This is a genomic window from Streptomyces sp. NPDC047853, assembly GCF_043204535.1.
GTDB lineage: Bacteria > Actinomycetota > Actinomycetes > Streptomycetales > Streptomycetaceae > Streptomyces.
The window spans coordinates 84,550-100,966 of the sequence record NZ_JBIDCI010000004.1 but is presented as its reverse complement, the minus strand read 5'-3'; the positions used below and the strand labels follow the sequence as shown (position 1 = coordinate 100,966).

Sequence of the window (16,417 nt, the reverse complement as noted above, 5' to 3'; positions counted from 1 at the left end):
AGGGGTTGTCCGCCTTCGCGAGGCGTCCATAGCGTGCGGACGCGGATGTGTTGGACACGGCACCCGCGCCATGGCGGCTCCGGGTGGACCGTGGCCGAGCGGGAGCCTGGGAGGCACTGGCAGATGGCAGAGGACGAGACGCTCCGGGACTACCTCAAGCTGGTCACGATCGATCTGCGCAGGACGAAGCAGAAGCTGCGCGACCGTGAGGCCGCCGACCAGGAGCCGATCGCGATCATCGGCATGAGCTGCCGCTACCCGGGCGACGTCCACACGCCCGACGACCTGTGGCGGTTGGTGGCCGCGGAGCAGGACGCGATCTCCGGCTTCCCCGGGGACCGGGGCTGGGACCTGACCCGGCTCTTCGACGGCGACCCGGACGGCGAGGGGCACAGCTCCGCACGCCAGGGCGGCTTCGTCCACGACGCGACCGCCTTCGACGCCGACTTCTTCGGTGTCTCCCCCCGCGAGGCGCTGGCGATGGACCCCCAGCAGCGGCTGCTGCTCCGGGCGGCCTGGGAGGTGTTCGAGCACGCCGGCATCGACCCCCACTCGGTCCGCGGCACCCGCACCGGGGTGTTCGCGGGCGGCAACGACCAGGGCTATCTGCGGCTGCTGGCGAACGAACCCGGCTCCGTGGGACACCAGCTGACCGGGGGCGCGACCGCCGTGATCTCCGGCCGGGTCGCCTACACCCTCGGCCTGGAAGGGCCCGCGGTGACCCTGGACACGGCGTGTTCGTCGTCGCTGGTCGCCCTGCACCTGGCCTGTCGGTCACTGCGCAGCGGCGAGAGCACGCTCGCCCTGGCCGGTGGCGTCACGGTCATGGCCACACCCGGCGTGTTCACCGAGTTCACCCGACAGCGCGGACTGGCCGCCGACGGCCGCTGCAAGTCCTTCTCCGTGGACGCCGACGGCACCGGCTGGTCCGAGGGCGTCGGCCTCCTGCTGGTCGAGCGGCTCTCCGACGCCGTGCGCAACGGCCACGAGGTGCTGGCGGTGGTGCGCGGCAGCGCCGTCAACCAGGACGGCGCGTCCAACGGGCTCACCGCCCCCAACGGACCGTCCCAGCAACGCGTCATCCTCCAGGCGCTCGCCGACGCCCGCCTCTCCGCGTCCGACGTGGACGTGGTCGAGGCGCACGGTACGGGCACGAGGCTGGGGGACCCGATCGAGGCGCAGGCGCTGCTCGCCGCCTACGGCCAGGACCGGCCCGAGGGGCGCCCGCTGCTGCTCGGCTCGGTCAAGTCCAACATCGGGCACGCGCAGGCCGCGGCGGGGGTCGCCGGTGTCATCAAGATGGTGCAGGCGCTGCGCCACGAGCAGCTGCCCCGGACGCTGCACGTGGACGAGCCGTCCGCGCAGGTGGACTGGTCCGCGGGCGCGGTGGAGCTGCTGACCGAGGGACGGTCCTGGCCCCGGGGGGAGCGGCCGCGCCGGGCGGGTGTGTCGTCGTTCGGGGTGAGCGGTACCAACGGCCACGTCATCCTGGAGGAGGCGCCCGCCGCGAGCGCCGTGGAGGAGACGGCCGAGCCCGGGGCGGGCACGGAAGACGGACTGTTGGCGTGGCCGCTGTCCGGCCGCTCCGCCGACGCGCTGCGCCGCCAGGCCGGGCGGCTGCTGCCGGTGGCCGCCCAGGCGCACCCGGCCGATGTGAGTCACTCCCTGGCGACGGGGCGTGCGGCGCTGGAACACCGGGCCGTCGTGCTCGGTGCCGGCCGGGAGGAACTGCTGGCCGGGCTGCGGGCGTTGGCCGAGGGCCAGGACACACCGTCGGTGGTGTGCGACAGGGCCGTGCAGGACGGTCTGGCGCTGCTGTTCTCGGGTCAGGGCTCGCAGCGGCTGGGGATGGGCCGGGAGCTGTACGAGGCCTTCCCGGTGTTCGCGGAGGCTTTCGACGCGGTGGGTGCGGGTGTCGATCTCGAGCGTCCGTTGCGTGAGGTGGTGTTCGGCGAGGACGCGCGGTTGTTGGAGCGGACCGTCTACGCGCAGGCGGGACTGTTCGCGCTCGAAGTGGCGCTGTTCCGCTTGGTGGAGTCCTGGGGTGTGGCCCCGGATGTGCTGGTGGGGCACTCGATCGGTGAGCTGGCGGCGGCGCACGTGGCGGGGGTGCTGTCGCTGGAGGATGCCTGTGCGTTGGTCTCCGCGCGAGGACGGTTGATGGACGCGTTGCCCGAGGGCGGGGCGATGCTGGCCGTGGAGATGGCCGAGGAAGCTCTGGAGCTGCCGGACGGGGTGGACCTGGCGGCGGTCAACGGACCCACGTCGGTGACGGTCTCGGGCGAGGCGGAGGCGATCGCGGAGCTGGAGGAGCGGCTGCGGGCCCAGGAGACACGCGTCAAGCGGCTCGCGGTCTCGCACGCCTTCCACTCACGGCTGATGGAGCCGATGCTGGCCGACTTCGCGGCCGTCGCGCGGTCGTTGACCTACCACGCCCCGCGGATCCCGGTCCGCACCACGGCCCCCGGTGCGATCGACACCCCGGAGTACTGGGTGGGTCAGGTGCGGGAACCGGTCCGATTCGCGGACGCCGTGCGCCAGGCCCGTGACATCGGTGCCGGTGTGTTCCTCGAACTCGGTCCGGACGGTGTGCTCTCCGCCCTGGTCCCTCACCTCACCGAGGACGCGACCACCGCCCCCGCCCTGCGTCCCGGCCACGACGAGCACGCCACACTGCTGCGTGCCCTCGCGTGCGTCCACGCGCGCGGTGCGGATCTCGACCGGGCCGCCGTGTTCGCGTGCGCTGGTGGCCGCCGTATCGCGCTGCCCGTGTACGCCTTCGCCGCCGACCACTACTGGCCCTCCGGTGTCTCCTGGGCCGGTGATGTCGCGTCCGCCGGCCTCGGTGTCACCGATCACCCGCTGCTGGGCGCGGGGGTCGCGCTCGCGGAGGACGACGGGTACCTCTTCACCGCCCGGATCTCGACGGCCACCCAGCCCTGGCTGGCGGAGCACCGGGTGCACGGCCGGATCGTGGTGCCCGGCACGGCGTTCGTGGACCTCGCGGTGCGAGCCGGTGAACAGGCGGAGACCGAGCGGCTGGACGAGCTGGTGCTGGAGGCGCCGCTGGTCGTGCCCGAGGACGGCGCGGTGCAGGTGCAGCTGGCCGTGGGCGCCGCCGACGACGAGGGCAGACGGACCCTCACCCTGCACTCCCGGCGCGAGGACGGGGGCGCGTTCGGCGGCTGGCCGGACCGTCCTTGGACCCGGCACGCCACCGGCGTCCTCGCCCCACGGCCCCCGGCCGTCGCCGAGGACCCCGAACTCGTCGGGGTATGGCCGCCCCAGGGCGCCACACCCGCCGACCCGGTCGCGCTCTACGAGCGGCTCGGCGCCGCCGGGCTGGAGTACGGCGGACTGTTCCGCGGCGTGTCCGCCGTGTGGACGCGTGGTCGGGACGTCTTCGCCGAGCTCGCCCTGCCGGAGAGCGCCGCCACCGGCTTCGGGCTGCACCCGGCCCTGCTCGATGCCGCGCTCCAGTCGGCCGCCGTGCAGGGGGACGGCGGCGGAACCGGCCTGCCCTTCTCCTGGTCCGGGGTGACGCTCTGGGCCTCCGGGGCGACCCTCCTGCGTGCCCGGGTCTCACCCGCGGACGACGGCGACGGTGTCCGTGTGCGGGCGGTCGACCCGGCGGGCAGCCCGGTCGTCACCGTGGAGCGGGTCGTCACCCGGCCCGCCCCGGCCCTCACCGACGAGGCGCCACAGCCCGACGACCTCTACCGGCTGGAGTGGACGCCGGTCCCGGCGGCCGGCCCCGGTCCCGGCGCATTGGCGCAGATCGGGGGCGGCGAGCCGCTCGTCGACCGGAGGGGCACGCTCGACGACCTCGCCGACAGCGGCCGGACACCCACCCATCTCGTGCTGTCCGCCTGCCCGGACGCGCACCTCTCGACCGGCGCGCGGGCCGTACTAGCGCGGACCACCGAGGTGCTCGCACTGCTGCGGTCCTGGCTCGGCGACGAGCGGTACGCGGACAGCAGCCTGATCGTCGCCACCCGGGGGGCGGTGCAGGCGGACCCCGCCGACACCGTGCCCGACGTGGCGGGAGCCGCCGTACAGGGCCTGGTGCGCTCGGCGCAGTCGGAGCACCCCGGCCGCATCGTCCTGGTCGACCTGGACCCGTCGGCCGAGCACGACGCCCGGGCGCTCGCCCTGGCGGTCATGTCCGGCGACCCCCAGACCGCCGTACGCGGCGACAGTGTCCTCGCGGCACGACTGACGGCGGCGGACCGCGGCCTCGTACCGCCTCCCGGCGGGGCCTGGCGCGTGGGGGTGACGGAGCGCGGCGCGGTGGAGAACGTGGCGCTGCTTCCGGCGCCGGACGCGGAGGGCGAGCTGCACCCGGGGCAGGTGCGGGTGGCGGTGCGTGCGGCGGGCGTCAACTTCCGTGACGTGCTGAACGTGCTGGGTATGTACCCGGGCGAGGTGCCGGTCGGCGGCGAGGCCGCCGGCGTGGTGCTGGAGGTGGGCCCCGGGGTGACGCGCTGCGCGGCGGGGGACCGGGTGATGGGGTTCTTCGACGGCGCGATGGGCCCGGTGGCGGTGACCGACGAGCGGCTGCTGGCGCAGGTGCCGCACGGGTGGGGTTTCCCGCAGGCGGCGGCGGTGCCGATCGCCTTCGTCACGGCGTACTACGGGCTGGTGGACCTGGCGGGGCTGTCGGCCGGCGAGTCGGTGCTGGTGCACGCGGCGGCCGGTGGCGTCGGGATGGCGGCGGTGCAGGTGGCGCGCCATCTGGGCGCGGAGGCCTACGGGACGGCGTCGCCGGCGAAGTGGGGGGCCACGGGCCTCGACGCGGAGCACCTCGCGTCGTCGCGGGACGTGGACTTCGAGGGGGTGTTCAGGGAGCGGACCGGTGGGCGCGGGGTGGATGTGGTGCTCAACGCGTTGGCCGGTGAGTTCGTGGACGCCTCGGCGCGGTTGCTGGTGCCCGGGGGACGGTTCGTGGAGATGGGCAAGGCGGACGTGCGGGAGGCGGACGCGTTCGCCGGGTGTGCCTACCGCGCGTTCGACCTGCGGGAAGCGGGGCCGGAGCGGATCGGGGAGATCCTCGCCGAGGTCCTCGCCCTGTTCGCGGCGGGCACGTTGGAGCTGCCGCCGGTGCGGGTCTTCGACGTGCGGCGGGCGCCGGACGCCTTCCGTTTCATGAGCCAGGCCCGGCACGTGGGCAAGGTCGTGCTGTCGGTACCGGCCGCGTGGGACCCGGAGGGCACGGTGCTGGTCACGGGGGGTACGGGGGCGCTCGGCGCCCTCACCGCCCGGCACCTGGTCGAGGAACACGGCCTGCGCCACCTGCTGCTGGTCGGACGCCGGGGAGCGGAGGCCGACGGCGCCGCCGCACTGAGCGCCGAACTGACCGCCCTGGGAGCCGAGGTCACCGTCGCGGCCTGTGACGTCACCGATCCCGAGGCGCTCGCGGCCCTGCTCGCCGAAGTCCCGGCACGGCATCCGCTCACCGCCGTCGTGCACGCGGCGGGCATCCTCGACGACGGCCTGGTGGAGTCGCTCACCGAGGACCGGCTCGAGGCCGTCCTCGCGCCCAAGACGGCAGCCTCCGCGCTGCACGAGGCGACGGCCGGTGCCGACCTGGCCGCGTTCGTCATGTACTCCTCGATGTCCGGGACCTTCGGCAGCCCCGGGCAGGCCAACTACGCCGCGGCCAACGCCTACCTGGACGCCCTCGCCCGTCACCGGCACGCCCGCGGACTGCCCGCACTGTCCCTCGCCTGGGGCCCCTGGGCCGGCACCGGCGGCATGGCCGACGCGCTCACCGAATCCGAGGCGGCCCGCATCCGCCGCTCCGGATTCCCGCCACTGAGCCCCGAGCGGGGCCTCGGCCTGCTGGACACCGCCCTGGCACTGCCCGACCCGGCGCTGCTCCCCACCGTCCTGGACACCGCCCGGCTCGCCGCCTCCCCGGCGACGCTGCCCCCGCTGCTGCACGGCCTGGTCCGTCCCGCACGGCGGGTCGCCGACCGTACCGTCGCCCCCGGTGGCCTCGCCGAGCGGCTGCGCCGGCTGCCCGCGGAGGACCGGGCCCGCACCGCGCTCGACCTGGTACGCGGTCTGGTTGCGTCGGTGCTCGGCTTCGCGTCGCCGGACGCGGTGGACCCGTCACGGCCGTTCAAGGACCTCGGCTTCGACTCGCTGACCTCGGTGGAACTGCGCAACCGCATCGGCCGGACGGCCGGCCGCAGGCTGCCCGCGACCCTCGTCTTCGACCACCCGACCCCCGAGGCACTCGCCGCCCACCTCGTCACGGAGGTCCTCGGCGACCCCGCCGCGCCCGTACCCGCCCTGCCCGCCACCAGCCGTGTGGAGACCGCCGGCGACCCCATCGCGATCGTCGGCATGGCCTGCCGCTTCCCCGGCGGGGCCGACACCCCCGAGGCGTTGTGGCGGCTCGTCGCCGAGGAGACCGACGCCGTCGGCGACTTCCCCACCGACCGGGCCTGGGACCTCGCCCACCTCTACGGCGAGAGCGAGCAGACCGACGACCGGCGGACCTTCGAGGGCGGCTTCCTCCAGGACGCCGGCGGATTCGACCCGGCGTTCTTCGGTATCTCGCCCCGTGAGGCGCTGGCGATGGACCCGCAGCAGCGGCTGCTGCTGGAGACCTCCTGGGAGGCCTTCGAGCGGGCCGGCGTCGACCCGGCGGGGCTGCGCGCCACTTCCACCGGCGTCTACGTCGGCACCGCCACCTCCGGATACGGCCTCGGCCGGTTCGACGTGCCCGACGGCTCCCGCCCCCACGTCCTCACCGGCACCGCGACGAGCGTCATCTCCGGCCGGCTGGCCTACACCTTCGGGCTCGAAGGGCCGGCGGTGACCGTGGACACCGCGTGCTCGTCGTCGCTGGTGGCGCTGCACCTGGCCATCGGGGCACTGCGGCGCGGAGAGTGCGCGATGGCGCTGGCCGGCGGTGCCACCGTCATGTCGGTACCGGGCATCTTCACCGACGCCGCGCAGGGCGGCGCGCTCGCGCCCGGCGGCCGTTGCCGGGCCTTCTCCTCCGACGCCGAGGGCACCGGCTGGGGCGAGGGCGTCGGCATGCTCCTGGTCGAGCGGCTCTCCGACGCGCGCCGCAACGGGCACCCGGTCCTGGCCGTGGTGCGTGGCAGCGCGGTCAACCAGGACGGCGCGTCCAACGGCCTCACCGCCCCCCACGGCCCCGCCCAGCAGCGGGTCATCCGGGCGGCGCTCGCCGACGCGGGCCTGGACACCGCCGACGTGGACGCGGTCGAGGCGCACGGCACCGGCACGGAACTCGGCGACCCCATCGAGGTCCAGGCCCTGATGGCCACCTACGGGCGCGGGCGTGACGCGGAACAGCCGCTGTGGCTGGGCTCGCTGAAGTCCAACATCGGGCACACCCAGTCGGCCGCCGGCGTCGCCGGGATCATCAAGATGGTGATGGCCCTGCGCCACGGCGTGCTGCCGCGCTCGCTGCACATCACCGAGCCCACCCGGCACGTGGACTGGGACGGCAGCGGGGTCCGGCTGCTGACCGAACGGGTGGAGTGGGCGGACGGCGAGCGTCCGCGCCGGGCGGCCGTCTCGTCCTTCGGCATGAGCGGGACCAACGCCCACACCATCCTCGAACAGGCCCTCCCCGAGCCGGCTCCGGAACCGTCCGCGACCGACGGCGGCGCGGAGGTCGCCCTGCCCTGGCTGCTCTCCGCCCGCACCCCCGCCGCCCTGCGCGCCCAGGCACGACGGCTCGCCGACCACCTCGACGCCGACCCGGCGCCCGCCGGCCAGGACGTGGCCCACTCCCTGGCCGCCACCCGCTCCCGTTTCGAGCACCGCGCCGTCCTCCTCGGCCCCGACCACCACGCGCAGCTCACCGCGTTCGCCGAGGGCGCCCCCGCGCCCGGAGTGGTGACGGGGACCGCGGGGCGGACCGGCCGGGTGGCGTTCGTGCTGCCCGGCCAGGGCTCCCAGTGGCCCGGCATGGCCGACCGGCTGCTGGCGGAGTCCGCGACCTTCCGGACCACGCTGCGGTCCTGTGCCCAGGCACTGGAGGAGCATCTCGACTGGTCGGTGGAGGACACGCTGCGCGGCCTGCCCGGGGCCGGGGACATGGCACGGGCCGACGTCATCCAGCCCGTGCTGTTCGCGACGATGGTCGCGCTCGCCGGGCTCTGGCGCGAGCACGGCGTCGAGCCGGAGGCGGTGGTCGGCCACTCGCAGGGTGAGATCGCGGCTGCCCACCTCGCCGGCGCGCTGTCCCTGGAGGACGCCGCGCGGGTCGTCACCCACCGCAGCCGCCTGCTGTCCCGGGTGGTCGGCCAGGGGGCGGTGGCCTCGGTCTCGCTGCCCGCGCAGGAGGCGCTGACGCGGCTGGCACGCTGGGGCGACGCGCTCAGCATCGCCGCCGTCAACGGGGTGTCGTCCGTCTCCGTCGCCGGCGACGAGGCACCCCTGGACGAGTTCCTCGCCGAGCTGGAGGCCGAGGGCGTACGGTGCCGCAAGCTCCGTATCAAGGGCGCGGCGCACTCGTCCGTCGTCGAGCCGCTGCGCGAGGAGGCGCTCGCGGTGCTGGCGCCCGTACGGCCCCGTGCCTCGCGCATCCCCTTCTACTCCACGGTCACCGGTGGACTGCTCGACACCACCGCACTGGACGCGGAGTACTGGTACCGCAACATGCGGCAGACCGTGCAGTTCGCCCCGGCCACGCGCGCACTGCTCGCCGACGGGTTCGGCGTCTTCGTCGAGTGCAGCCCCCACCCGGCACTCGCCGGGGCCGTACAGGAGACCGCGGAGGACGCCGGCGCGTCCGACCCCGTGCTGCTGGCCTCGCTGCGCCGTGAGGAGGGCGGGCTCGAACGGTTCTCCGTCTCGCTCGCCGAAGCGTTCGTCCGGGGCGTCGGCCCCTCCTGGGCCTCCCGGGGCAGCGCCGTCGACCTGCCCACCTATCCCTTCCAGCGCGACCGCTACTGGTGGGAGCCCCTCCCGGAGGAGACGGCCGGCCCCGCCCAGGGCGGTACGGCCGAGGAGGGCCGTTTCTGGGCAGCGGTGGAGGGCGGCGACGCCGAAGCGCTCGCCGAGTCCCTCGGCACCGACGCCCTGGCCCCCGCACTGCCCGCACTCGCGGCGTGGCGGCGGCGCTCCCACGACCGGTCCACGGTGGACGGCTGGCGCTACCGGGTGGAGTGGAGGCACACGCCCCTCACCGGGCCCGGCCGGCCCGCGCTGACCGGCACCTGGGCGATCGTCGCGGGGGAGGAGCAGGAGGACCTGGCCGGCCGGCTCGCCGCGCTCGTGACCCGGGCCGGCGGCACGGCCCAGGTGACCGCCGACCCGCCCGGGGAACCGTCCGGGGAACGGCCGCTGTCCGGGGTGATCTCGTTGCTCGCCCTCGACTCCCGCCCGCACCCCGTCCGCCCCGGCATCAGCGTCGGTGCCGCGCGGAACCTCGCCCTGCTGCGCGACGTGACCGCCCGCCCGACCCCGGTCCCGGTCCACCTGGTCACCAGCGGCGCCGTCTCCGTCGGCCGCATGGACCCGCTACGGGACACCGCCCAGGCCGCCACCTGGGGGCTGGGCCTGGTGTCCGGCCTGGAACGTCCCGACTGCTGGGGCGGCCTCGTCGACCTGCCGGAGCAACCGGACGACCGGGTGCTCGACAAGCTGCTGCGGCTGATCGCGCGGCAGCCCGAGGGCTCCGGGGGCTCCGCGGACTCGGGGCACTCCGCCACGGAGGACCAGGTGGCCCTCCGTCCCGCCGGCGTCTTCGTGCGCCGCATGGTCCGGGCCCCGAAGAGCACGCCGGTCCGGTCCTGGCAGCCCGGTTCCACCGTGCTGATCACCGGCGGCACAGGCGGCATCGGACGGCACCTCGCCCACCACATGGCCGCCCGGGGCGCGCGCAAGCTCGTCCTCACCGGTCGCCGCGGCCCGGACACCCCCGGGGCCCGGGAACTGGCCGCCGAACTCACCGCACGAGGCGTCGAGACGATCGTCGCCGCATGCGACGTCACCGACCGGAACCAGATCGCCGCGCTGCTCGCCGAGCACCCCGCCGACACGGTGATCCACGCCGCCGGAGTGGCGCAGGCGACCGCGCTCGCCGACTGCGGGGAGACCGAACTCGCCGCGGTGACGGCCGCCAAGACCGTAGGGGCCCGGCACCTGGACGAACTGGCCGGTGACGTCGGCACGTTCGTCCTCTTCTCCTCCGGCGCCGGTGTCTGGGGCGGCGCGGGCCAGGCCGCCTACGCGGCGGGCAACGCCGTGCTCGACGCACTGGCCCAGGACCGCCGGGCCCGGGGCCTGGCGGCCACCGCCGTGGCCTGGGGCGGCTGGGCGGACGGCGGCATGGCCGACGACGGGCGGGCCGTCGCGGAACTCGGCCGGCGCGGACTGCACGCGATGGATCCCCGCCTCGCCCTCGAAGCGCTCGACCAGGCGCTGGACGCCGACGAGACCTGCCTGACCGTCGCCGACATCGACTGGGCACGCTTCGCGCCCGGCTACAGCGCGGCCCGCGCCCGCCCGCTGATCATGGACATCCCCGAGGCCCGGGCCGCGCTCACGACGCCCGAGACCCCGGCCGACCGCGCCGAGGAGACCGGCGAACTGCACGACCTGCTGGCCGGACTGACCGGACCGCAGCGGACCCAGCACCTGCTCGACCTCGTACGGGAGCACGCCGCCGCCGCGCTGGGCTACACGGACACCGCCGCGATCGAGGCCGGCCGCGCCTTCCGCGACCTGGGCTTCGACTCGCTGATGGCCGTCGACGTGCGCAACCGGCTGCAGGCCGCCACGGGCCGCAAGCTGCCGCCGACCCTGGTGTTCGACCATCCCACCCCCGCCGACCTGGCGGACCACCTGCTCGTCGAGGTGCTCGGCGAGCAGGACACGGCGTCGGGCACCGCGGCCCGAGCCGGCGGCGCCGCCGCGGACGAGCCGCTGGCCGTGATCGGCATGAGCTGCCGGTACGCCGGCGGAGTGGACTCGCCCGAGGACCTGTGGCGGCTCGTGCTGGACGGCACCGACGCCATGGGGCCGTTCCCGTCGGACCGCGGCTGGGACGTGGAGCACCTCTACCACCCCGACCCCGACCACCCCGGCACCTCCTACGTCAAGGAGGGCGGGTTCCTCGCGGACGCCTCCCACTTCGACGCGTCCCTCTTCGGCATCAGCCCCCGTGAGGCGGTGGCCACCGACCCGCAGCAGCGGCTGCTGCTGGAGGCGACCTGGGAGGCGATGGAACGGGCCACGATCGACCCGTCCTCGCTGCGGGGCAGCTCGACGGGCGTCTTCGTCGGCACCTCGTTCGTCGGTTACGGCATCGGGGCCCAGCAGCCGGGCAACGAGGCCGAGGGCTTCTTCCTCGCCGGCACCGGTACCGCCGCCGCGTCGGGCCGCATCTCCTACACCTTCGGCCTCGAAGGGCCCGCCGCCACCGTCGACACCGCCTGCTCGTCCTCCGCCGTCGCCATCCACCTGGCCTGCCAGGCACTGCGGAACAACGAATGCGACCTGGCGGTCGCGGGCGGCGCCGCCGTCCTGGCCACCCCCGCCTCCTTCACGGAGTTCAGCCGCCAGCGCGGCCTCGCCGCCGACGGCCGGTGCAAGCCGTTCGCCGCGGCGGCCGACGGCACCGGCTGGGGCGAAGGGGTCGGCATGATCCTGGTGGAGCGCCTCTCGGACGCGCTGCGCGCCGGGCACCCGGTCCTCGCGCTGATCCGCGGCACCGCCGTCAACCAGGACGGCGCCTCCAACGGCCTGACCGCCCCCAGTGGCCGCGCCCAGCAGAAGGTCATCCGCCAGGCGCTGGCCAACTCCGGTCTGGACGCCGCCGACATCGACACCGTCGAGGCGCACGGCACGGGCACCACCCTCGGGGACCCCATCGAGGCGCAGTCGATCCTGGCGACGTACGGCCAGAACCGCGCCGAGGACCGGCCGCTGTGGCTCGGCTCGGTGAAGTCGAACATCGGTCACACCCAGTCGGCGGCCGGCGTGGGGGGCGTCATCAAGACGGTCATGGCGCTGCGCGAGGGGATCCTGCCCGGGACCCTGCACATCGACGCGCCGACCCCGCACGTCGACTGGTCGACCGGCGCGGTCGAGCTGCTGACGGAGACCACCCCCTGGCCCGACACCGGTGGGCGCCCCCGGCGGGCCGGCGTGTCCTCCTTCGGCGGCAGCGGCACCAACGCCCACCTGGTCCTGGAGCAGTACGTGGAACAGCCCGCGCCGGGCCAGGACCCGGAGCGCGCCCCCGAGGCCGATCGGGAACCCGAGGCCGGCCGGGCCCTTGAACCGGACCGGGCTCCCGAGCTCGACGGCGTGGTGGCACCGTGGGTGCTGTCCGCCCGGGGCGTGGCAGCGCTGCGGGGCCAGGCCCTGCGGCTCCTCGAACACCTGGACGCCGCACCCGCCGCCCATCCCGCCGATGTCGCCCACTCGCTGACCGCCACCCGGGCCCTGCTCGGACACCGCGCCGCCGTGGTCGCCGCCTCCGACGCCGACCGCCGGGCCGCGCTCCTCGCCCTCGCCCGCGGCGAGGCCGCGCCGCACCTGGTCCAGGGCGTGGAACGCTCCGGGAAGGTCGCCTTCGTCTTCCCCGGGCAGGGCGGCCAGTGGGAGGGCATGGCCGTCGAACTGATGGAGACCTCCGAGGTCTTCGCCGCCGAGCTGTACGCGTGCGGCGAGGAGTTCGCCCGCCACCTGGACTGGTCGCTGATCGACGTGCTGCGCGGCGCCGAGGGCGCCCCGCCGCTGGACCGGGTCGACGTGACACCGGTCGTGCTCTTCGGTGTGACCGCGGCGCTCGTCGCCCTCTGGCGGGCCCACGGCGTCGAACCCGACATGGTCCTCGGCCACTCGCAGGGCGAGATCGCCGCCGCCTACGCCTCCGGTGTCCTCTCGCGCGCCGAGGCGGCCCGGGTCGTCGCCCTGCGCGGCAAGGTGCTCCTCCCGCTGGCCGGCATCGGCGGCATGGCGTCCGTGGCCCTGCCGGCCGACAGGACCCGCGAGCTGCTGGAGCCGTGGGGCACGCGGCTCTCCCTGGCCGGGATCAACAGTCCCGCGTGGAGCGTGGTCGCCGGGGAGCGCGAGGCACTGGGCGACTTCCTCGCCGCCTGCGAGGCGGACGGCGTCCGGGCGAGACGCATCCGGGTGGACTTCTCCTCGCACTGCGCCCAGGTGGAGCCGGCCGCCCGGGAGCTGGCGGACCTGCTCACCGGCCTGAGCCCCACGACGGGCGGTGTCCCCTTCCACTCCACGGTCACCGGCGAGCGGACCGACGGAGAACTGCTCGACGCCGCCTACTGGCAGCGGAACCTCGTCACCCCCGTCGACCTGGACCGGGGCGTGCGGGGGCTGGTGGAGCAGGGTGCCCGGTTCCTGGTGGAGATCGGTCCGCACCCGGTCCTCGCGCCCTCGCTCGGCGAGATCCTCGACGACATCCCCGACCTCGCCCCGGGCGAGGTCACCGTGCTCGGTACGCTCCGCCGCGACCAGGGCGGCATGGAACGCTTCCTCCTCTCCGTCGCCGAACTCCACACCCACGGGGGCGCGGCCGACCTCACCGCGCCCCTCGCGGGACTGCCGGTGCGGACCGTTCCCCTGCCGGTGTACCCCTTCCAGCGGGAGCGGTACTGGCTCGACACCGCGTCCCCGGGCGTCGGCGACCTCGGCGCGGCAGGCCTGAGCGGCACCGGGCACCCGCTGCTGACCGCCGTGCTGACCCTCGCCGACGGCGCGAGCACCGTGTTCACAGGGCGGCTGTCCGCACGCACCCACACCTGGCTGGCCGACCACGCCGTTCTCGGCGCCGTCCTGCTGCCGGGCACCGCCTTCGTGGAGATGGCCCTGCACGCCGGCGCCCGGGTACAGGCCCCGGTACTGGAGGAACTCGCCCTGGGCACCCCCCTGGTGCTGGGCGAGGACCACGCCGTGGAGGTGCAGCTCACGGTCGGCGCCCCCGGCGAGACGGGCCGCCGGGAGGTGGCCGTCCACGCACGCGACGCCGACCTCCAGGACGCCCCATGGGTCCGGCACGCCACCGGCACCCTCGCGCCCGCCGTCGCGCCCGCTGCCCGCTCGCTCACTACCTGGCCTCCGCCGGGCGCCGAGCCGGTCGAACTCACCGGCTTCTACGACGCCATCGCCGACGCCGGCTACAGCTACGGCCCCGCCTTCCGGGCACTCACCGGAGCCTGGCACCGTGACGACGCGCTCTACGCCGAGGTGCGTCTGTCCGACGAGGTGTCCGACCAGGGCTTCCTCCTCCACCCGGCGCTGTTCGACGCGGCCCTGCACGGCATCGGCCTGCTGCGCCGCCTGCGCGACGGCGCCGAGGCCGGCCGTAGCGCCGACCTCCCCTTCATGTGGCGGGAGGTGACGCTGAGCGCCACCGGTGCCGCGACCCTCCGCGTGCGGCTCACCGAGTCCGACGACGGCGTCGGCCTCGAACTCTTCGACGACACCGGAATCCCGGTCGGCGGGGTGGGGGCCCTGGTGGCGCGGCCGGCGGGCGCCGAACTGGCAGCTGTCCGCCACGGTCTGGCCGACACCCTCCTGCACGTGGACTGGGGCACCGAGGTGCCGCTCCCCGCCGCCGCTCCCGGCCGGCTCGCCCTGCTCGGGGACGACACCTGGCTGGACGGGGCGTTCGGGGAGACGAAGCCCGACGAGGCCGACCTCGTCGTCGCACCGTTCGTCGACCCCGCCACCGGAACCGGCACGGCCGGCGCCGTGGAGGAGGCGGTCACCCGGGCCCTCGGCCTCGTCCGTGACCGGATCGCCGACGAACAGCGCACCGGACAACCGCTGGTGCTGGTCACCCGGGGCGCGGTCGCCACGGCGGACGACGACCTGACGGACCTGGTCAACGCCCCCGTGCGCGGCCTGGTGCGCTCCGGGCAGGCCGAGCACCCCGGCCGGTTCCTGCTGGTCGACCTCGACCCGGCGGCCGAACCGGACCCCGCGCTCCTGCACAGGGCCGTCGTCGCCGCGCTGGAGGCCGGGGAGACCGAGGTCGCCGTACGCGGCGGGCGGGTCCTCGCGCCCCGGCTGGTCCGCATGCCCGTCCCCGGAGGACGGACCGACGGGACGGAACCGGAGCCGCGTACCGGCCTGGAGACGGCCGACGGCACGGTACTCGTCACCGGCGCCACCGGCACCCTCGGCAGCGCCCTCGCCCGGCACCTGGTGCGACACCACGGAGTGCGGCACCTCCTGCTCGTCAGCCGCAGCGGTCCCGCCGCCCCCGGCGCAGACGAACTGGTCGCCGAACTGGCGGACCTGGGAGCCCGGGCGACCGTGACCGCCTGCGACGTGGCCGACCGCGAGGCACTGGCCGCCACCCTGGCCCGGATCCCCGCACGGCACCCGCTGACCGCGGTGGTGCACACCGCCGCCGTCCTGGACGACGGCGTGATCACCCAGATGACGGACCGGAGCGTCACGCGCGTGCTCGGGCCCAAGGTGCGCGGGGCGGTCAACCTGCACGAGCTGACCCGGGACGCGGACCTCACGGCGTTCGCGCTGTTCTCCTCCGCGGCCGGTGTGCTCGGCGGAGCGGGGCAGGCCAACTACGCGGCGGCCAACGTGTTCCTGGACGCCTTCGCCGCGCACCGCCGCCGACTGGGGCTGCCCGCGGTGTCGCTGGCGTGGGGGCCGTGGGCCGAACGCACCGGACTGACCGGGACCCTCACCGAGGCCGACGTGCGCCGCGTGACCCGCTCCGGCATGAGCACACTGACCACGGAGGACGGCATGGCCGCCTTCTCGGCGGCCTGTGCCGCCGACCGGCCGCTGGTGGTGCCCATGGCCTTCCGGCCGGCGGCCCTGCGGGGGCGCGACCTGGTGCCCCCGCTGTTCAGGACGCTGGTTCCCCGTCAGAAGCAGCGGTCTCAGACCGGCTCGGGGGACCCCGCGGCCCTGCGGGCGGCGCTCTCCGGAGTGCCCGAGGCGGACCAGCGGCGCGTCGTGCTCGACCTGGTCCGCGGCCAGGTGGCCGCCACCCTCGGCTTCGCCACCCCCGGGGAAGTCGACGTCGACCGGGGCTTCCTGGAACTCGGCATGGACTCCCTGACCGGCGTGGAGCTGCGCAACCGGCTGGCCGCCTCCACCGGGCTGCGGCTGCCCGCCACGCTCGTGTTCGACCACCCGAACTGCACCGAACTGGCGCGCCGACTCCGCGCCGAACTGGCTCCCGAACCGGTACGGGAGGCCGATCGACTGCTGGCCGAACTGGCCCGACTGGAAGCCGACCTGACGCGGATGGACGGCGACGAGGAGGACCGGGCCCGGCTGGCGGCCCGCTTGCGGTCCCTGGCCGACCGGTGCCAGGGCGAGCAGACCAGGCGGGACGACAATCTGGACTCCGCCTCGATCGAGGAGGTCTTCGACCTCCTCGACACCGAGTTCGAGACGCCGTGAGAGGACGCGAACA

General features: G+C 75.4%; 1 protein-coding gene. It reads left to right on the top strand.

Features of this window, described 5'->3' with window-relative positions:
- Positions 1 to 123 precede the first annotated feature (123 nt).
- On the top strand, positions 124 to 16,404 hold the full coding sequence (locus ACGF5T_RS09575; RefSeq protein WP_366766907.1) for a type I polyketide synthase: 16,281 nt from the start codon (positions 124 to 126) through the stop codon (positions 16,402 to 16,404).
- The last annotated feature ends 13 nt before the right edge of the window (positions 16,405 to 16,417 follow it).